This is a genomic window from Acetobacter malorum (assembly GCF_002153605.1).
GTDB classification, from domain to species: domain Bacteria; phylum Pseudomonadota; class Alphaproteobacteria; order Acetobacterales; family Acetobacteraceae; genus Acetobacter; species Acetobacter malorum_A.
Window position 1 is genome coordinate 17,979 of record NZ_JOPG01000008.1, and the last position, 20,353, is coordinate 38,331.

The following is a 20,353-nucleotide window of genomic DNA, read 5'->3' on the forward strand; positions in this document are numbered from 1 at the left end:
GTCTTCTGGCATGCCAATCATGGACATGACGGAGGCGTCATTTTTTTCTACAAGAGCGTCAGACACTGCCAGAGGGCAGAAAAGAGCGCACCGTTTTTTATGAAAAACAGGGTGCGGGCAATTGAGGACGTAGATGTCAGATCAGATCAACGACAAACCCGCCACCTCTGAGGGGCATAAAACGCGGCGCGGCGCCGGCTTCTGGGCGCTGTGGGGCGGTGTTGGGGCTGTAGCCCTGATTGCGGCCTCTGGCGGCGCAGGCTGGATTTTTCTCAACAAGGTTGATCTGGGCGGCTTTGTTGCGCGGCGCGCAACGGCAGCACTGGGGCGGACCGTGCAGGTCGGCAGTCTGCATGTCACACCCGGGCGCTGGCTTAAGGTCGAGATTGCCAATGCGCGTCTGGCCAATATTCCTGGCGGCACCGGGCCGGATATGGTGCGCGTGGGGCGTCTGGCGGCGGAGGTCAAAGCCTCATCGCTGTTGCACGGCCCGATGCTGGTGCGGCATGTCGCGATTTCTGATGTGTATGTGATGGTGGAGCGCACCCCGCAGCGCCTGCCCAACTGGCGTTTTGGCAAGCAGGCTGAAGCCGGGGCAAAACCTGCGGCCAGCCACCCGCCAGCCGGGCCTGATGACCGGAGCCAGTATCCGACGGCGCTGGATGTCGCCGTTCAGAATGGTGAGGTCATTTACCGTACTGCCCATGGATCAGAATTCCGCACGACGCTGAAAACCGTCACCCTGCAAACAGATGGTGCGGATAAGCCCGTCCATCTGGCTGTCGATGGCGCCTATAATGATACGCCCGTGACCATGACGGCCACCATGCAGCCCTTCTCCATCCTGCGGCAAACCAAAACGCCTTACGGGATTGATATGGAGGCAAAGTCCGGGGACATGACCATCACCTTCAAAGGGACGGCGACGGACCCGATCAACGCAGATGGCATCAACGGCGCTGTGACTTTTAACAGCCCGACCTCCCGCCCGATGATGCAGATTGCCGGGCTGCCTGCCCAGCAGGACATCGCCATGCAGATGTCTGGCCAGTTTGAGCATGAAGGCGATCTGTGGAGCGTCACGCAGGGGAAAGGGATGGTCAAGGATAACCCCATGACCATTACGCTCATGCGGCTTGTGGAAGGGAACCATGGCAAGCCGGACCATGTGACGGCGGATATCGCTTTCAGCCAGCTCAACCTGAATGAATTCCTCAGCCATACGAAAACGGTCAGTCCGTCCCAGACGGATATTCCGCTGACGGTCGATGCCGCGCCGGACCCGCTGATTGACGCGCATCTGTCAGTCAATCAGCTGTCCTATAACGTGCTGCATTTCTCAAACATGACGCTGGCGGCTTCGGTCACACCCGGCACGGTGGCGGTTGATACACTGGCGCTTGATTATCTGGGGGCCAGTCTGAAGGCGTCCGGCAAGATTGAGGCGGCGGACAAAGGGGCGGCTCATGTGGGCGCTGCTGTGAACGTCTCCGGCGCGGATATTGAAAAACTGCGTCAGGCACTGGGCTTCGGCCCCGTGCCTCTTGCGGGTCGTGTGGATATGCAGATGCGGGCCGATGCCACCCAGAAGACGCTGAACGCCGCCGTACATGCGGCCGATGTCGCGGCGGCTGTCTCCATGACCAGCGGCAGTCTGGACCGGAAGGTGATTGGCCTTGTCTCGGCTGATTTGCGGATGCTGTTCAACAAGCCAAAAGGCATGACACCGGTGGCCTGCATGCTGGGTGTGGTCAGCTCCCACGGCGGGGTGGGGCAGGCGCTGCCTCTGCGCATCCGCACGGGGGATGGCACTGTGGCGGCCAATGCCCGCTTTGACCTGAACAGAAAATGGTTTGATCTGACATTTGGCAGTCAGGCCTCCACCACCGGGCGTTTTGCGCTGGATATTCCGGTGCGCGTCAGCGGGAGTTTCAGCAGCCCGATGGTGCGTCCGGCCAGCTGGTCTGCCGAGGGACGGGCCATGATGGCGCAGACCGACCGCCTGAATGTGCTGCCCGCCGGGGTGAAGGAGTTTGCCCTGAAGAACGCCTGTTACCGGGCTGTCGGGAAGTAAGTGGCTGCGGCAGGGCTTGTTCCTGCCGCACTTCCCTTCTACCGTCCGTCTGGCAAAAGTGTTCATATCTGGACGGAACGCATGACTATGTCAGACACCTCGATACAGCCGGATTACGCGGCTCTGGCCACAGCTCCTGTCTGTGCCGACCCGTTCCCGCATGTGGTTGTCCCGCATTTTATTCGCAAGGATGATCTGCCCCGGCTGTTCGCCAGCCTGCCGGACATCCAGTCTGGCGGCTCCTTCCCGCCATCAGCTCTGATGCTCTCTCCGCTGATGCAATCTGTTGTGCAGGCTATGGAAGGGCCGGAATTGCGGCGGATTATTGCCGAAAAATTCCATCTCGATTTGGATCACGCGCCGACCATGCTGACCATTCGTGGCCGCACGCGGGAGAAGGATGGCCGGATTCATACGGATTCCCTCGCCAAGCGTGTGACTGTTCTGCTGTATCTGAATCCGGCGGAACAGGAGAGCTGGCACAAGCAGGAAGGCTGCGTACGCCTGCTGCGTGGCCCGCATGATATTGAGGATTATGCGAAGGAAGTGCCGCCAGTGGAGGGGACGTTGCTGATTTTCCCCAATGGCCCCACCACATGGCATGGTCACCGTCAGTTTGTGGGCCAGCGTTATACCATTCAGTTGAATTACATGACGGAAGATGCCCGCGCACGGTCTGAACTGCGGCGGCACCAGCTTTCCGCTATGGCAAAAAAATTCTCACTCCCCGGCCTTGCGGGCTGAGACGCCTGATTTTTGTAAGCTCAGAGTTCAAAACAAAGGATTTAAGAATGGCTTTTCCTTTTTCCACAACATTCCGCAAAAAGCAGTCTGGCAGACGGGCAATGTTGCGGACTCTGGGGGCGTCTCCTCTTGTTCTGGGTGCTGCCATTCTGGCGGGCACCGCACTGTCCTCCGTGGCGTCTTTGCCGGTGGCCTGCGCGCAGCAGATGCCGTCTGCTCTGGTGCCAGCGGCTCTCAGCAGTGCGCAGGTCGTACGGGCGACATTGCCCAATGGCCTGCGCGTGGTGATTGTGCCCAACCGTCTGGCTCCGGTAGTCACAACGGAAATCAATTATCTGGTGGGTTCGGCAGAAACACCGGAGGGCTTCCCCGGCACGGCGCATGCGCTGGAACATATGATGTTCCGTGGCAGCGCGGGGCTGGATAAAGACCAGCTTGCGGCTGTGGGGACACGTCTGGGTGGCAGCTATAATGCGGACACGACCGAGGATGTCACACAATATTTCTATACCGCACAGGCGCAGGACCTGCCGGTTCTTCTGAAAATTGAAGCCCTGCGCATGAAGGGTCTGACGCTCTCGGAAGCAGACTGGAGCAAGGAGCGCGGGGCGATTGAGCAGGAGGTCTCGCGTGATCTGTCCAGCCCGGCCTATCGCTACCTGCAACAGTTGCAGTCCATCCTGTTTGCCGGAACACCTTATGCGCAGGATGCGCTGGGAACCCGTCCGTCCTTCGATAAGACAGATGCTGCCCATCTGCGCGATTTTTATGAAAAATGGTACGCGCCCAACAACGCCGTTCTGGTGATTGTAGGGGACGTAAACCCGGTGACTGCGCTGGATCAGGTGCGGGAAACCTTTGGCGCTGTTCCGCGCAAAACTCTGCCGGAGCGCCCCAAAGTGGCCCCGGTGCCGCCGCCGGCCAAAACGCTGACCTTCCCGACAGATTATCCGGTTGGCTTTGCAACGCTGGCGTACCCCATGCCGGGGCGCACGGCAGACAATTTTGCTGTGGCGGATATCCTGTCCGACGTGCTGGGCAGCCAGCGCGGGGCGCTGTATGATCTGGTGCCGCAGGGCAAGGCGCTGTTTGCCGGGTTTGAATATGCGCCCAAAAAAGAAGCCGGTTTTGGTCTGGCGCTTGCCGCGTTCCCCAAAGGGGGTGATTCCGCAAAAGCCCTGAGTGACGTGCGGGATGTTCTGGAAAAAATCCGCAAGAATGGCGTCCCGGCCGAGTTGGTGGAAGCCGCCAAAAAGCGCGAGATTGCGCAGCTTCAGTTCTCCGCCAACTCCGTCAGTGGCCTTGCGGCGCAGTGGTCCACGGCGCTGGCTTTCCACAATCTGGATGCGCCGGGTGATATTGTCGCTGCCTATCAGGCCGTCACGCCGGAAGCCGTCAACCGTCTGGCAGCAACCCTGCTGGACCCGGCCCATGCCGTAACGGCTGTGCTGACGCCGGAAGCTTCCGGCAAGCCTGTAGCTGGCAAAGGGTTTGGCGGTGCAGAATCCTTCGCCTCTACGCCTGACAAGCCGGTCAAATTGCCAGACTGGGCAGAAAAAGCCTTGTCCCATCTGGAAGAACCTAAACCCACGCCGCAGCCGGTGGTCAGCACTCTGCCGAACGGCCTTAAGCTGATTGTCTGGCCGTCTCATGTCAGCCACACCATCCAGCTTTCTGGCGAAATCCGTCAAAATGCTACCCTGCAGGAACCCGCAGGGAAGGAAGGTGTGGCCGACCTGACGGAATCTTTGTTCTCCTACGGCACCACAACGCATGACCGTCTGGGATTCCAGAAAGCGCTGGACGATATCCCGGCGTGGGAAAGTGCCGGGAGTGGTTTTTCTCTTCAGGTCTTAACGCCTGATTTTGAAAAAGGGATTGCGCTGCTTGCAGAAAATGAGCTGCATCCGGCTTTCCCAGAAAAGGCGTTTCAAATTGTGCGCATGCAGGCTGCACAGGGGCAGGCCGGCCTGCTGGTGTCCCCCGGCTTCCTGTTTGGCAAAGCTGTAAAAACAGCGCTTCTGCCGGAGAAAGATCCGGAACTCCGGAACGCGACCCCGCAATCCATCATGAGTGTTTCTCGGGATGACGTGGTCAAATATTATCAGGCAGCCTGGCGGCCTGATCTCACTACCATTGTGGTGACCGGGGACATCACGCCGGAAAAAGCACGTAGCGTGGTGGAACAGACTTTTGGCGGCTGGAAGGCGGAAGGCCCGAAACCGGTGGTGGACTTGCCGGCGGTGCCGCTGAGCAAAGCGTCCCGCGCCAATGTGCCGGACAAAAGCAGTGTGCAGGATACAGTGGTGCTGGCGGAAACGCTGGGCCTGACTGCCTCGCATCCTGACCATTTCCTGTTGCAGCTAGGCAATGAGGTGCTGGGGGGCGGCCTGTTCTCTTCCCGCCTGTATCGGGACCTGCGGGTGAAGACGGGGTATGTCTATTCTGTCGGGAGCAGTTTTGACTGGGGTCGCACACGCGGCGCCTACAATATTGATTATGGATCTGACCCGGATAAGGTTGGTAAAGCGCGTGTTGCAGCCTTGCAGGATCTGAAAGCTATGCAGACAGCCCCGCCGACTGAGGATGAACTCTCTCTGGCAAAAGCTTCTCTGCTGCGCAGTCTGCCGCTGCGTCGGGCCAGCCTGAGCGGAATTGCCGCGCAGTATCTGGGGCTGGAAGAGCTGGGGCTGCCGTTGGATAATACGGACCGTGCCGCGCAGGTTTATTATAAAGCGACAGGGGCTGATGTGCAGGCGGCATTCCGGAAATGGATCCGCCCGGATGATCTGGCCCAGATTGTCAAAGGACCAGCGCCAACCTGGTAAGGATATAAAACGCCTCTCTTCAGAAAAATGCTGAAGAGAGGCGTCTTTTTAAATTTGGCCTTCTTCCGCCCGGACTGTCTGTTTGAGTGGGAAGAGTTCAAAATGGGACAGTGTTGCCCCGGCTCCGGTGGCACTCAGGCGCAGCCGGTCCAGTGGGGTGGCGGGGAACAGTAAGGCTGAACCCGTTTGCTGGCCGTTATTGACGAAGACTTCCACAGAACACTTATCCAGAACAATGTGCAGCGTGATTTTGCGCTGGTCCGGCGTGAGTGCTGCGGAAAAGCTGTTTGTAAAAAACGGGTGTGAAAAGCCTTTGAGTTTGCCACGGTCCAGCCAGAGCTGGGCGGTAAAGGCGTCAAACCCGATGGAGAGGGTTTCCTCATTACTGTTCAGGAAGTTGAGGACAAATCGCCCACTTCGCCCTTTATCCCCCGGCGGCAGGCCTGCGGGCTGGGCATCAATTTCCACACTTATCCGTACTTCATGCGCGGCAGAGGCGGGTAAGGGTGTCTCCCAGCTACTCCCGGCGTCCATGCGTGAGGGAGGCGTTGCGTCCGACGCCGTGCCACGAAGTGGGGCCAGATCTTCAGGCTGCTGAATGAGCTTAAGTCGCTGTGTCGTATCAGGCGCAAGGCTGACCCGGCGCGGGAGAGACATGACCCCTCGCCATGAATTGGCTGGTGTTTCCTGACAATATTGCCAGTTGTTCAGCCAGCCAATGGATACCGGATTGCCGGATGGGACGTTGGTGAAAAACTGAAGAGCGTAGAAGTCTTTTGCAAAATCGACAAATTCTGTGGTGTCAGATTCCGGCACAAACCGGATGCCATCAAACGTCCCGACAAAATATTGTGTGGCACTCCCCCCCTGTGGTGCGCCGGGGTTGATGGACACAAACAGAACCCACGCTGTCTTGCCGCCGTCTATCGGGACTTCCACAAGGTTGGGACATTCATAATCCACCCCGGTTATGCCGGAAGGTCCAAAGCGGCTGAGTTCTGTCCATTGTAAAAGATTGGTGGAGCCAAAAAATGCAATCTGATGGGCCCGGGAGAGGGCGACACACATAATCCAGCGTTGTGTTGGCGCATGGAAAAAGACCTGAGGGTCCCGGAAGGAAGAAAGCTGCAAGTCCAGAACTGGATTTTGAGCGTATTCTGTAAAGCTGATCCCGCCATCCGTGCTCCAGGCCAGATACTGGCTTTGGCGGTCTGGTGCGGCCCGTGTGTAGAGTGCAACAATTCCGCCAGTGCCTGCCGGAAACAGGCCAGAGGTGTTGTGGGTATCCAGCACGGCGCTTCCCGAAAAGGCTTCTCCGGCCGCAGTCTGATCAATTGCAACAGGCTGATCCTGCCAGTGATACAGGTCCGGGCTGGTGGCATGGCCCCAATGGACGCGGCCTGCATAGGGCGCGAAGGGATCAAACTGATAATAAAGATGCCATTGCTTACCATCATGAACCAGCCCGTTCGGGTCGTTCATAAAGCCAATGCGGGGTGAAAAATGGATGGCAGGCCGGTATTCCGCATCACTTAATGTGGGGCTTGGCGTGGCTGTAATGCCACCGGGTCGGTCAGCGGGTTCTGGATGGGAGGCTTCGGGTTCCGTCTTGCCGCGACGGAGTGGGCTCCCCCCTTCTGTGGGGGCTGCTGCGGCAGCGGGTTTCGCGGCAAACAGGCTGAGAATGCTCTGTGTAGCGGCAGCAAAAAGGCCAGCGGTGCGGCGGCGTGTCAGCATGGTCTGGTCTTTCTCCGTCTGGCCTGAGGAAACAGGAAGCCCTGCTTTTAAGGCCAGAACAGAGGAGAGAAGACCGTCAGGCCCTGAGAAGAGGGCCCTGTTTCACTCAGGCGTTAAAAAATCAGTTTTCTGGCTGCGGTGAGGGGTGGCGGAATTCCATCACCAGTTCAAGGTCATAATGAGCGCAGAGGGCTTCGGTTGCCGTACGGGATGTGTTGTGGACACGATAGCGGCACAGAATTTCCGGCAGGTAGCCAGGGCTGAGGTCGCAATCAATGAATTTCAGCCAGAAATCATAATCTTCCCAGCCTTCTTCAATATGGCAGAACCCGCCCACGCGTTCCCAGGCATCCTTGCGGATCAGGGCCATGACGTCCACGTAGTTGTTTTTCTTCATCCGGGCTGCATCCCAGATGTCGGCATGCCCAATACCCTTGCGGTCACCAAATTCTTCAATCTGGGTGTAGACAGCCGGGAAGCGACCTTTGATCAGCGCAGTGTAAGTCTTTTCCAGCGCTTTGGGGTAAATGGTGTTGTCTGCATCCATGATGAAGACGGCTTCACCCAACGCATTCTCAAACGCGACGTTTCGGGAGAAGGACGGCCCCTGATTGCGCTTATTCTGGATCAACGTCGCGCGGTAGAAGCGCTGCTTGTTCTCTTCCATCCATTCGGTGATGACTTCGATTGAATCATCACGCTCGGACAGATCATCCACCACCACGAGGTCAATATTTTCGTGCGTCTGGTCAACAATAGAGTCCAGACATTCACAGATGACAGCCGCATAATTGAAGTTGGTGACGCAAACTGTAATCAGGTCTTTGGGTTTTCTGCTTTTTTTCTTGAAAGAAAACTCAATATTGCCAGCTGGGGCCCAGGGCTTCAGAACGCTCATTTCAGGTTGCTCCACACGGAAGAAATATAGTTTTTCAGATCCAGGTTTTTCGAATTGAAGATGTCTTCGTTCTGCAGAACCTCAAAAATATTCTTCTGGATTCTGGCTGCTTCTTTCTGGCCATCTTCCGTACGGATCAGCCATTCTATCAGATTAGGCATGTGGCGCGGTGTTTCGGCCAGATAGTGCTCACCATTCTTGTAAAGAGGATGGGGGAAGCATTCTTCAGTTACGATAATGGAACCGGACGCCATGCCCTGTTTGACAATACGGTGCCATTCAAAAAAGCAGTTATCATCGCGATGAACGTTGAGAGAAATTTTTGAATTCTCGGAAACGTAGCGCGGCAGACGGGAGAGAATATCGTAAAGACCGGAACTCGGAATGGGGCCATCAGCCTTCCGATAGTACAGGAAGTTCTGATAATCTGACAGGAACGCCGCAGCACGGGAGAAGAATTTTTCTCTCTTACGGGAGGCATTCCCGAAGAAGCTGACGTCAATGCTCCGATCATTGATCGGCGTGAACGGGGAAGAGGCCTTTTGCGCCGGCTCAGGCAGCACACGGAACAGCGGGTGCTTTTTGTCTTCTGCCGAGAGCTCGCAGGCTTCCATCTTCACTGGCGGGTCAAAGTGGAAAACGTTCAGCCCGACGTCCGAGAAGGATTTCAGGTTCTGGTAGCACAGATCCATCACGCCAGCGGACATCATGATGTAGATGATTCCACGGGTGAACCACAGTGTTTGCGGCTGTTCCGTATTGAACATGATGGACCGCTTGATGATTTCGTCTTTTTTCCAGGTTTCATTACCGGAAAGGAAGAAGAATTCATGCGGCGCACAGAAGATGCACAGCTCGGGCGCGTCTTCCTCCGGTGTATCTTCCGTCATGACGCGGGAGTTTACCCCGCTGTTTCTGAGATACTCATCCAGGCATTCAGCAAGCTCCTTGATAAAGGAATTGCCCTCAGAGTGGTAAAAAACGCCAACGGTCTTGGGGAGAGCTTTACTGGTGTCTTTCTTACAAATTTTGTAGTCGATGTCGTGCTTACATTCTTTTCCGAGAAAGCTGACAATCGACCGTTTAGAGAAAATCTCCCGTCCTTCACCAATCCCGTAAAGCAGGGCGTGGCGGGCTGGTGACATTTTGGCAGATGAAATATCCGCATTCATGCGAAGGTAGTCATCAGAGCTGAAGAAGGGATATTTCTTCAGTCTGTTTAAGGCGCTACTAATGGAATCATAGCTATATTCCTGAAGTAAGCCTTTTTCAAAGAAATAGAGATTTTCGTTATTTCTGATGTAATGTGCAAACGGGTTTTCGTCTTGACCGATAACGTTCTTGTAAAGGTTGTAATATATTTCGGTATTGAAATTTTCGTTGGGGTTTCTGTTTTCCTGCCAGCCATACAGAACATAATGCACAATAGGGTCAAGGCCCGACTGTTTTACATCAGGATTTTCGACAAGATAAAAGTCAAGATCAAATTTCTCTGAATCAACAATCGTCTTTATATCTTTTTTATTCCATGCTGTTAAGGCAACCATCATACTTCCCGTTTGCACTGGTTTAACTTTTAAGTCTTATAACCATACCGTAAAAAACAAGGCATGAGAACGGGCAACTTCCCGGGATTGTGTTACAAATCTGAGGATATATATATTCAAAAAATAAATAAATTAAGTTGAAAAAATTACTTTAAGATACAAATAATTACTAAAGAATAAACAAATAAGAAGAATAGACAATATTTTTAATATTGTATTTAGGGTGTAATGATAAATTTGGGTTGGAAGACGTAACATTGCCAGAATCAGATTTGAATGTGTAAAAAGAAAAACATTTTTCTTCGTTTGTTTGGTTAATGTGCAAGTTTTTCTCTTTCTTGCTACTGCCTGTAATTTGGAAAATGGTGTAAACATTCTTAATGCAACGCGGTAGTGGGCGGGAAGTGCGTCGGTGCGTCCACAGAGAGAGGAAATACGGCGCAAGAGTGTTGAGTTATCAACGAGCGTAACAGGAACAAGATGATTATGGTGCAACAAAAAGAGCAGGGTATGTCTGCCGCAGAGTTTCTGTTTCCTTCTGATCTGGAGCGGACAGAAAAAAAGATCAATCGGATTCTGCTGGTCGGTTCCTGTCTGACGGCTCTGTATTTTGAGCAGTTCAAGATTCGTCACCCTGAAACAGCGTTTGATTATATTCCGTATAACTTTGTGAGCGTTTTGCCGCAGAAGCCGCCTTCACCGGTTGAGAGTTATGATCTGCAATATGTTCAGATCCCTTTGCGAACCTTGCTGAGTGATCGGGTTATTGAGGGATTTCACTTCAATGAGCCGGGTTTTGCAGAGAAAATTCTTGAAGATGCGAAAAATCTTCTCGATGTCATGCTTTCAGCAGCCATGGTTTATAATGAATCGCACGGCCTTCTGACATTTGTATCGAATTTTATTGTCCCGCAAATGAGCAGCGCTTCCAGCCTGCGGGGCAAGGGCGGTAGTCGTGATCTGGTGACGATTGTGCATCAGCTGAATGATTATCTGAACGAGCGGGTTGAGGCTTATAAAAACGCCTACGTGCTTGATGTGGACGCTGTCGCCAGTGCTATCGGCAAACGTTATGTTCTCGACGATGTCGTGTATTTCTACTCACACGGCGGCGTAACTTTTCAGGATTGGGATGATTTCGGGGCGATTGCCCGCAATGAGCCCATTCCGCCGCTGGAAACGGTTTATCCGATCAAGCGGGATGAGTTTCTGGACGCTGCGTATCGCCAGATTGTGACGTCTTATCGGACTGTGCATCAGGTAGATCAGGTCAAGGCTGTGATCTTTGATCTGGATAACACGTTGTGGCGTGGCCAGCTTGCCGAGCATTATCGCCCGGATGTGCAGCCCTGGCCGCGTACGGATGGCTGGCCGCTTGGGGTCTGGGAGGCCATTCATTACCTGCGGTCGCGCGGTATTCTGGTCGCGATTTGTTCGAAAAATGACTATGAGACTGTTAAACAGAGATGGGATGATGTGGTTAATCCCAAATTTGTTGCTCTGGAGGACTTCGCGTCCCTCAAGATCAACTGGCAGCCCAAGGCAGAGAATATCGCGGCGATCTGTAAGGAATTCAACATCAAGCCCAAGAGCGTGGTTTTTGTTGATGATAACCCAGTAGAACGTGCCGCCGTGGCCTCCGCCTTCCCGGATATCCGGGTTATGGGCGGCAACCCTTACCTGACACGGCGTATTCTGCTCTGGTCTGCCGAGACGCAAATTGCGCAGATGACGGCAGAGTCCGAGCGCCGGGAAGATATGATCCGCGGCCAGATTGTGCGGGAAGAAACCCGCTCCGCCATGAGCCGGGAAGAGTTCCTTGCTTCTCTGGAATGTCGGGTTGCCTTTAAATATATTACGGACACGGCTCAGCCTGAATTTGCGCGGGCCTTAGAGCTGACTAATAAAACCAATCAGTTTAATACTTCTGGTAAGCGATGGGCTTTTAAGGAGGTTGCTGACTTCCTGAAGGATGGCGGCCAGCTTCTGGCATTTACTGTGCAGGACAAGTTTACAGACTATGGATTGGTTGGGGTTCTGTATCTCAAAAAATCTGAAATTGTTCAGTATGTCATGAGCTGTCGTGTGCTGGGGATGGAAGTCGAGGAGTTTGTTGTGGCAGAAGCCGTTGCGCATGTGCGTAAAGCGCATGGAAATGTTCGCGTGACAGCATCTGTGCATGAACTGCCGGATAATACCCCTTGCCGGGATGTTTATCTGCGAGCGGGTTTCCGAGAGGACTGGGTTTCAGAAGGTATTCATTATTACATTCTGGATGAGGGAAAGAACCCCAAAGGCACGTCTCACATTAAGGCTGTCTAGTATAAAAAATGTTCTGAATTATTGTTTTTCTAAGTGCCGCATTTCTATGCGGCACTTTTTTTGAGGGAATACTCTCTATAGAGCTATAGTGTGCGCGGTTTTGTTCTTTTATCAACAAATTTGCGACCAATGGTTAAATGAATGAGCGTTAGCGCGCACATTATTATTTTTTCACGTCATATAAGGAAAATTAAGCTCGCTTTGAGCCGGTTTTTACTGGACAATACCTAGAGAAAATTACTAATGAAAATGCAAATATATTAACGGTGTGAGTTGGCATATGAGTGTGCGTACTAGCAAGGTTCAAACCAAGGCGGCCAAGGTAACAAAACCGAAATTGGTAAAGGATCTCAAGGTCGCACGTCGACCCAGAGCCTCTAAGAAAGCAGTGGCGTCTCCCCCAGTACCCGTTGCTGAAGCACCAAAAACAGAAGAGCTGCAACAGGCTGTTGTACAGGATACAGCACCTTTGCAGGATGCAATTAGCGGAGTACAGCCGTCCATGCAGGAAAATCAGGAATTTCAGTCTGCCATTTATTTTGATGGGGGCTGGTATCTGGATATGTATCCCGACGTACGGGAAGCCGGGATCGACCCGCTGGAACATTTCCTGAATCATGGGTCTCAGGAAGGCCGTAGTCCCAACGCCCTTTTTGACAGTCAGGCTTATTTGAGAGCCAACCCGGATGTTGTTGAGTTTGAACGCGGGCCGTTCATTCACTACATTTGCTTCGGTTTTCAGGAAAAGCGCCCTCTGCGCTGAGAAGCATTCTCTTGTTGCCGCCAGCGGTCATAGCAGGCTGTTGAAGGCAATCTGAGGAGAGAGAATGATGCCGGTGGTATCGCCTGTAAAACAGGCCATGACACCGGCAATTCCCCTAAAGCTGGGTGACCAGTTCTATTCTATGGCGGGCGCCCTCTGCCCAGTCCCGTGCCAGATCCACGGCCAGAACCTATTTTTGGTTCACTCCAAATTCCACAGAAAACCCGTTCTGCCCGGATATTGCCGGTTGCTCTTTGCAGCGGAAGCTTTTGCGCGCTCCGTAACCGGGGGGGGGGATCCCGTAAAGACACCGATGTGAGCGGGTCTACGAAAGGCGTCCCATACCCGCTGGCGCAGTTTCTGCTGGACGGGTAGGAGAAATGGATTGTTCCGTCAGCACGGCACAGAATATGTATGTGCTCTTGCCGACGCCATCCTGTGTGCGGTCAAGCCTGGGATACTCGCCGCCTGGAAAAGATATGCCTGTAAACAGGCTGACTGTACATCATAATACGGCTCCCAGGCGAAAACCTACTTTTCTGACAAGACGTCCGAAGGGGAAACCAGAGAGCCCGTATGCCATTGAAGTTTTTTAAGAGTGATATCCTGTCATCTGGCGTCCTGACTGTTACCCGTATTGTCCCCCGCGGCAGCACGCCATAGGGCAATGAGACGCAGACGGGCGAGGAGCGCACAGTCTTTCACAAGCAGACCGGAGAGCAAATGGCTCCCCGGTCTTTTCTGCACCGTGCGTTTACGGCTTGTACGGACCCGAGGGGGGAGCCGTGTCTGGCTTGGATTTAGGACTGGTTTCGATGAAGTCATCCGTCAGAGCAATAGATGGCATGGTTTGGGGTGCCAGAGTGGCAGCCGGGTCTGGCGTGTGGCGGAAGACTTTCCATCCGATGGCCAGCAATACAGCCAGCAGGGGAATGCAGCAGATAGTCCATGTGCCGTTGGGGTAATCAAATGCCATCAGCACCAGAACGCAGGCAAAAAAAGCCAGTGTGAGCCATGCGCTGATGGGGGCCCATGGCATGGGGAAGGTGGTGGCGGGCAGGTCGCCCCGATTGATCGCCTTACGGAGGCGCATCTGGCACAGGACGATGAAGCTCCATGTGCTCAGAATACCCAGTGATGCCATGTTCAACACAATTTCAAAAATCTGGGTTGGCAGAAAATAGTTCAGCACCACGCCCACCAGATAAATAGAGACCGTCAGGAGAATGGCGGCAGAGGGCACGGAGCGGGAGTTCATGTAGGTCAGGAAGCGCGGGGCGGAGCCGTCTAGCGCCAGAGCCCGCAGAACACGCCCTGTGGAATAGAGGCCGGAGTTCAGACTGGAAAGGGCTGCTGTCAGCACCACAATATTCATGACGGTATCAACCCCCGGCACGCCCAGCCGCTCGAAAAACGTGACAAACGGGCTGACGCCTGCGTGGTAGGCCTGCCAGGGCAGGAGCAGAACAAGCAAGGTGACGGTACCCACATAAAACAGGGCAATCCGCCAGATAACGGCATTGATGGCTTTGGGAAGAACGTGTTGCACATCCTCGCACTCACCGGCGGCCGTGCCGATCAATTCAATGGCGGAATAGGCAAACACCACGCCTTGCACGAGGACAAGTGCGGGCAACAGACCATGTGGAAACAGGCCGCCATTCTGGGTGATGAGGTGCAAGCCGGTGGTCTCACCTCCAACGGGCACACGCAGGCCAAGGATTGCAGCACCAATAATCAGGAACAGGCCAAGAGCTGCGACCTTGATGAGCGAGAACCAGAATTCCAGCTCCCCAAACCAGCGTACGCCGATCATGTTCATCCCGGTAATGAGGATGAGGGCGAGTAGCGCAAAAACCCATTGGGGTACAAAGGCAAATGTTCCCCAGAAATGCATGTAGAGGGCCACGGCGGTGATATCGACAATGCCGGTCATGGCCCAGTTGAAGAACGCCATCGCGCCTGCCACAAACGAAGCCTTAGGGCCAAGAAATTCCTGCGCGTAGGAGACAAAGCTGCCACTGGTGGGGCGGTACATGACCAGCTCCCCAAGGGCGCGCAGCATCAGGAAAGCAAAAATACCGCAGACCAGATAGACCAACGCCAGCGAGGGGCCGACCTGCTGCAAGCGTGAGCCTGCGCCCAGAAACAGCCCGGTTCCGATAGCCCCGCCAATGGAGATCATCTGAATTTGTCGCTTACCAAGGCCGCGATGATAGCCTTCCGGCGTCAGGGAGGAGGCAGGTGGTGCGTCGGGCTGGGGAGAAGCGTTAGGCGGCATTGAGGCATCCTTGCAGGCAAGGAAGGACTTGCTCCTCAGGCTCTTGTTAAAGAGGACGCGTAATCAGGGGTAGTGAGTGCCGGACGCGTCAGGAGTAAGTCATTCCAGAGTGGATATGAAAAATGACAAGTCTCTTGAACGTTTTTTTGAATTCCGGCGCAAGACTTTCTTTGTTTTTCTTCATTATAAAAATTTTAAGACACTGGATATAGAATATAACAAGTATAAAATGAAGTATATTTCCATTGTTTTTCAGTTTCACTTAAAAGTGAGACAGAAGGGAAAGTTGTTCCGTTGCTGGCTGCTCTTCTGTGGAGGTAAGGGATGAGACGGTAATTCCAAGCAGACGCACGGGCCGGGGAAGCGGCAGAAGCGGGCGCAGCAGGAAATGGGCTGTCTCTTCCAGAGCGGTGGCGGAGGGCACCGGGTCTGTAAAGGAATGACTGCGGGTGAGCTGCTGGAAGTTCACGTAGCGCAGCTTCAGCGTGACAGTGCGCCCGGAGGCATTTCGCCGAGAGCAGGCATGCCAGACGCTTTGCGCCAGCGTGGTAAGCGCAGGGTAGAGTTCTTCCTCTTGGCGCAGATCACGCTCATAGGTTGTTTCCTTGCCAATGGATTTACGGGGGCGGTGCGGTTCTACGGGGCGTGGGTCTTCCCCGCGAGCGATGCCGTAGTAAAAGGTGGCGGCCTTGCCAAAATGGCGGGCGAGGGTGGCCAGAGTCTGCGTTCGCAGATCAGCCCCAGTGTAGATGCCCAAAGCGTTCATACGGGCCGCTGTGGCTGGACCGATTCCGTGGAAACTGCTGACCGGCAGGTCCGCCACAAAAGCCTCACCCGCGCCGGGTGGGATGACAAACTGACCATTAGGTTTGCGGTAGTCGGACGCCAGCTTGGCCAGAAATTTGTTGTAGGACACGCCCGCGGATGCAGTCAGGCCGGTTTCTGCGTGGATGGCGGCTCGAATTTCCTGCGCAATGGCTGTGGCGGACGGGCGTGGGAGAAGCGGGGCGGTGACATCCAGATAGGCCTCATCCAGCGAAAGTGGCTGAATAAGTGGCGTATAGCGGGCAAAAACCGCATGAATCTGGGCTGAGATGGCGCGATAGACCTCAAAGCGCGGCGGCACGAAAATCAGTTCCGGGCATTTCCGTAGCGCCACAAGGGACGGCATGGCGGAGCGGACTCCAAACTTCCGGGCTTCGTAACTGGCGGCCGCCACTACGCCGCGCTCCTGACTGCGCCCGACAGCTACCGGCCGTCCGCGCAGTTCTGGCGCGTCCCGTTGTTCGACAGACGCATAAAAGGCATCCATGTCGATATGAATAATCCGGCGTACAGGCTCAGTCATCCCACACAGAGTAGCATGGTCTCGCGTGCAGCAGGATAAGCGGGGCGTGAAAAAAGCGCGACCCGGACCGCAGGAAAGCGCTGCGTCCGGCATGGCGTGGGAGAAAGCGGTTCGGGAGAGCGCCGTAAAGGCTGGCGCTTCTCCGCAAGGCCACTTGTCAGTTGTGTGGGGCCGGCTGGTCCTGCGATGACCCTCTGAAGGTAAGAAGATTAGTGCGGCAGAGCGATGGCGTCTGATGCGGCAGAATTGCGTCTTAGCGCCTGCGGCCAGCTGACCGCAGCGGAAGTGATATCAAAATCATGCCAGCGGGTGAGGGAGAGCGCTGCGGCTGTTGTCGGTAGTTTTCGTGCTGTGGCAACGGGTTTGCCATCGGGCTGCGCCGGACCAGTGGGCACAACAGAAGCCGGAGCGGGCCAGCCGGTGTGGTGAGACAACCAGTATCCAGCCCCGGCCAGACAGGCCCCCAGCGTGGTGATGGCATTCGTCAGGCGCCCCAGCAGGTTGGGGAAGGACATCAGCGGTTTGAGCAGTGCGTGGACGGTGGTGTCCTGCTCGTTCTGCGCGGCTTCTGTTGCCAGCAGCAGACTATATTCCGTGGGGGTAATGGCCAGTGCGCTGCCGGAGCGGATATCCAGCGAGGGCAGTTCCAGCGCGGCCATCTGGGCCAGTGTTTCATGAAACGCATGCGCTACGGCCAGAAAATCCTGCCGGAAGCACGGCAGAAACAGGCTGGTGGGCGTAGTGTTGCGGGCATGGGGGCAGCAGGAGGCAGTGCCGGCCAGGCGGCGAATGGTCCAGATGGTCAGCCGTTCGCTGCAGGCAAGGTCTGTCAGGTAAACCGGTGAGCGTGTCATGGCATCATCCTGAAGGGGGCAGCCCTTCGGTCCTCTTTTGCGGTGGTGTTTTGATTTAAATGAGAACAATTCTCATTTGCAAGATAAAAATGCAGAGGCCTGCCTCCCGCTGCCAGCAGTCTGGTTTTTTCCCTTTTCTTGTCTGGCGGCTTGGGGCAGTACAGAAGCATGTCTCTGCTTGCATCTCTCTCCCTTCCGCTCCTTCGTAAGATGGACCCTGAAACCGCGCATGAACTGGCGCTGGATGCCCTGCAAATGGGTGTGTCCGTGCCGGTCAATCGCCCGAAGGATGACCCCGCACTGGCCACGCGCACCATGGGGATGCGCTTTTCAAACCCGCTGGGGATTGCCGCCGGGTTTGATAAAAATGCCCGTGTCATTCGCCCGCTGGCCAAACTGGGATTCGGGTTTGTGGAGGCGGGAACGGTCACGCCGCGTCCGCAGGCAGGCAACCCTAAGCCCCGCCTGTTCCGCCTGACGGAAGACCGTGCCGTCATCAACCGCATGGGCTTTAACAATCAGGGGATTGATCGGTTTACAGTCCGTCTGGCCCGCCTGCATCGTCCGTTGCCGTCTGGCCGGGGTGCGGGGGCAGGGGTGCCGATTGGCGCAAACCTCGGCATTAATAAGACAGGGGCAGACCCGGAGCGGGATTATCCGGCACTGGTGGCGCGGGTTAAGCCGTATGTGAACTATATTGTGCTGAATGTGTCCTCGCCCAACACGCCGGGCCTGCGCGGCTTGCAGGATGCGGCTCGCCTGCGTGGGATTCTGGATGCCATTGCAGAGCGGCACCCGGAACGCCCTCCGTTGCTCGTCAAACTGGCTCCCGATCTGGAAAATGATGCCGTTGGTCCGATTGTGGAAGCCGCTATTGCCGGTGGCGCACAGGGGCTGATTGTCACCAACACCACGCTGGCCCGGCCTGCCACGCTGCTCAGCCCGAATAAAACGGAAAGTGGTGGTCTTTCTGGCCGTCCGCTGCGCACGCGGGCTACGGAAATGCTGCGGCTGGTCGCGGAGGCTTCTGCTGGCCGCATGGCGCTGATTTCCTGCGGCGGGATCGAATCCGGGGCGGATGTGCTGGACCGTATTCGTCTGGGTGCGGACCTCGTGCAGTTCTATGCAGCCTTTTCTTATGAAGGCCCGGCCATTATCGCCCGCCTGAAGCAGGAAATGCTGGACCGCATGCGGGCAGATGGCGTGGAAACGCTGGCGGATATCCGGGGAGCGGATCTGTAAGATGACGAAAACACAGCCTGAGATGCAGACGCTCACGGGGCTGGCTGCCATAGCAGACCAGTATGATGGGTATATTATTGACCTGTGGGGCACAGTGCATGACGGCGTGCAGCCGTATCCGGGTGCTGTCGCCTGTCTGGAAGCTTTGCGGGCGGCGGGCAAACGCGTGGTCATGCTCTCCAATGCTCCGCGCCCGGCAGAGGTGGTCTGCCGCCAGCTTGAAGGCTTTGGCATCAGCCGGGACCTGCATGATGGGGTGATGACCAGCGGGGAAGAAGTGCGTCGTCTGCTGCGTGAGCGGGATGATCCGTGGTTCGCCCGGCTGGGGCGGCGTGTGCTGCACGTGGGGGGCACGCATGATCTGGGCCTGTATGACGGGCTGGATCTGGACCGGGTGACAGACCCGGCAGAAGCGCAGTTCATCCTCAATACCGGGCCAGATGCGGAACGCGGGGCGGACTCGGTAGACCCGTATCTGCCGGAACTACGGGCGGGGCTGGAACGTGGCTTGCCCATGCTGTGCGCCAACCCGGATATGGTTGTGGTCAAAGGTGGCCGCCGGATGATCTGCGCGGGTGTTCTGGCATCGTTTTATGAGCAGGAAGGCGGCAATGTGCGGTGGGTCGGCAAACCCTACAAGGACATTTATGCCCCTGTGTTTTCCATGCTGAATGTGCCGCAGGATCGTATTCTGGCAATTGGCGATGCCCTGGCGACCGATATGCGCGGGGCCGCCGTTGCCGGGATTGCCGGCGCGTGGATTCTGGGCGGTATTCATCAGGAGATGATTGGCGACAATGCAGAGCTTGCCGCCAAAGAAGCCGAAGCTGCAGGCCTGAAGCCTGTCGCAACCTTGCCCCGGCTGGTCTGGTAAGTCTTAAAAGTCTGGCAGGGTCTGGGCCAGATGGCCGCCCTGCCGAATGGGAGCGATGCGGCGAGCCAGACCCGTGGCATCATCCGTTTCCACCATAATGCCACACATAGTGGCCTCGCCTTCCGCAGGTTGCAGGCGTTCGCCGGGCATCTTGCGGATAAAGCGCGCCATGGCCGGTTCCTTGGTCATGCCGATGACACTGTCATAATCCCCGCACATACCCGCATCCGTCTGGAAGGCGGTTCCGGCAGGCAGAATCCGATGGTCTGCCGTGGGGGTATGGGTGTGCGTGCCCACCACAAGAGAGACGCGGCCATCCAGCACATTGCCAAAGGCCCATTTCTCACTGGTGGCTTCCGCATGGATATCCACCACAATGGCCTGCGTGGTGACTCCCAGACGGTGGCGGCTTAGCAATTCGTTCATGCAGCGGAAGGGATCATCCAGCGGGTCCATGAACAGGCGGCCCATGGCATTGACCACCAGCGCCTTGCGGCCATCTGCCAGTTCAACCTGCACGCTGCCGTTCCCCGGTGTGCCGGGCGGGAAATTGATAGGGCGGATAATGCGCGGGGCAGTGCCGATATGGCCAATCATGTCCCGCCGGTCCCAGCTATGGTTCCCCAGCGTGATGACATCCACGCCGCCTTCAAACAGGTCCGTGGCAATGGCGGGGGAGAGGCCAAATCCGTGGCTGGCATTTTCCGCGTTGACCACCACCAGATCCAGCGCGAGCGTTTTCCGTAATGTTGGCAGGCGGGACAAAACGGCCTCACGGCCACACCGGCCAACAATATCACCCAGAAAAAGAATTCTCACGCCGTCGTCTTTCCTCGTTTGC

At 55.8% G+C, this 20,353-nt stretch carries 14 protein-coding genes; 7 read left to right on the top strand and 7 right to left on the bottom strand.

Annotated features, from left to right (window positions below; genetic code table 11):
* Positions 1–133 precede the first annotated feature (133 nt).
* From HK23_RS04175 to HK23_RS04185, 3 genes are all read left to right on the top strand, one after another.
* Complete coding sequence (locus tag HK23_RS04175; protein WP_086652997.1) at positions 134–2,074, top strand: AsmA-like C-terminal region-containing protein; 1,941 nt, start codon at positions 134–136, stop codon at positions 2,072–2,074.
* An 81-nt stretch (positions 2,075–2,155) separates the two neighbouring features.
* Complete coding sequence (locus HK23_RS04180) at positions 2,156–2,818, top strand: 2OG-Fe(II) oxygenase (protein WP_086653031.1); 663 nt, start codon at positions 2,156–2,158, stop codon at positions 2,816–2,818.
* A 47-nt stretch (positions 2,819–2,865) separates the two neighbouring features.
* A complete protein-coding gene (locus HK23_RS04185; protein WP_373270307.1) occupies positions 2,866–5,646 on the top strand; it encodes a M16 family metallopeptidase in 2,781 nt (926 codons plus the stop codon).
* A gap of 48 nt (positions 5,647–5,694) precedes the next feature.
* On the opposite strand, the gene HK23_RS04190 is transcribed toward HK23_RS04185, so the two are convergent.
* The 3 genes from HK23_RS04190 to HK23_RS04200 form a co-directional block, all read right to left on the bottom strand.
* Positions 5,695–7,383, bottom strand: coding sequence for a glycoside hydrolase family 32 protein (locus HK23_RS04190; RefSeq protein WP_086652998.1), 1,689 nt, complete (start codon positions 7,381–7,383; stop codon positions 5,695–5,697).
* 121 nt (positions 7,384–7,504) lie between these two features.
* On the bottom strand, positions 7,505–8,281 hold the full coding sequence (locus tag HK23_RS04195) for a glycosyltransferase family 2 protein (RefSeq protein ID WP_086652999.1): 777 nt from the start codon (positions 8,279–8,281) through the stop codon (positions 7,505–7,507).
* The gene (locus HK23_RS04200) at positions 8,278–9,453 is read right to left on the bottom strand and encodes a CgeB family protein (protein WP_256940066.1); all 1,176 of its coding nucleotides are present in this window, start codon (positions 9,451–9,453) and stop codon (positions 8,278–8,280) included. The genes HK23_RS04195 and HK23_RS04200 overlap by 4 nt, the downstream gene beginning before the upstream one ends.
* Positions 9,454–10,308: 855 nt before the next feature.
* Between HK23_RS04200 and HK23_RS04205 the strand changes: the two genes are divergently transcribed.
* On the top strand, positions 10,309–12,150 hold the full coding sequence (locus HK23_RS04205) for an HAD-IIIC family phosphatase (RefSeq protein WP_086653000.1): 1,842 nt from the start codon (positions 10,309–10,311) through the stop codon (positions 12,148–12,150).
* A gap of 388 nt (positions 12,151–12,538) precedes the next feature.
* Positions 12,539–12,913, top strand: coding sequence for a hypothetical protein (locus tag HK23_RS04210; RefSeq protein WP_256940068.1), 375 nt, complete (start codon positions 12,539–12,541; stop codon positions 12,911–12,913).
* Between the two features lie 754 nt (positions 12,914–13,667).
* Here the strand turns inward: HK23_RS04210 and HK23_RS04220 are convergent.
* The 3 genes from HK23_RS04220 to HK23_RS04230 form a co-directional block, all read right to left on the bottom strand.
* Positions 13,668–15,194, bottom strand: a complete 1,527-nt coding sequence (locus tag HK23_RS04220; protein WP_143217476.1) for an amino acid permease — start codon at positions 15,192–15,194, stop codon at positions 13,668–13,670.
* Positions 15,195–15,456: 262 nt separating this feature from the next.
* Positions 15,457–16,542, bottom strand: a complete 1,086-nt coding sequence (dinB, locus tag HK23_RS04225) for a DNA polymerase IV (RefSeq protein ID WP_086653003.1) — start codon at positions 16,540–16,542, stop codon at positions 15,457–15,459.
* Between the two features lie 209 nt (positions 16,543–16,751).
* Complete coding sequence (locus HK23_RS04230; RefSeq protein ID WP_086653004.1) at positions 16,752–17,396, bottom strand: hypothetical protein; 645 nt, start codon at positions 17,394–17,396, stop codon at positions 16,752–16,754.
* A 168-nt stretch (positions 17,397–17,564) separates the two neighbouring features.
* On the opposite strand from HK23_RS04230, the gene HK23_RS04235 reads away from it, so the two are divergent.
* Together HK23_RS04235 and HK23_RS04240 are read left to right on the top strand one after the other, a co-directional pair.
* Positions 17,565–18,638: a quinone-dependent dihydroorotate dehydrogenase gene (locus HK23_RS04235; protein ID WP_063907682.1), complete on the top strand. Its 1,074-nt coding sequence runs from the start codon at positions 17,565–17,567 to the stop codon at positions 18,636–18,638.
* A gap of 22 nt (positions 18,639–18,660) precedes the next feature.
* A complete protein-coding gene (locus HK23_RS04240; RefSeq protein ID WP_373270308.1) occupies positions 18,661–19,512 on the top strand; it encodes a TIGR01459 family HAD-type hydrolase in 852 nt (283 codons plus the stop codon).
* 3 nt (positions 19,513–19,515) lie between these two features.
* On the opposite strand, the gene HK23_RS04245 is transcribed toward HK23_RS04240, so the two are convergent.
* Positions 19,516–20,331: a TIGR00282 family metallophosphoesterase gene (locus tag HK23_RS04245; RefSeq protein ID WP_061507459.1), complete on the bottom strand. Its 816-nt coding sequence runs from the start codon at positions 20,329–20,331 to the stop codon at positions 19,516–19,518.
* Between the last annotated feature and the right edge of the window lie 22 nt (positions 20,332–20,353).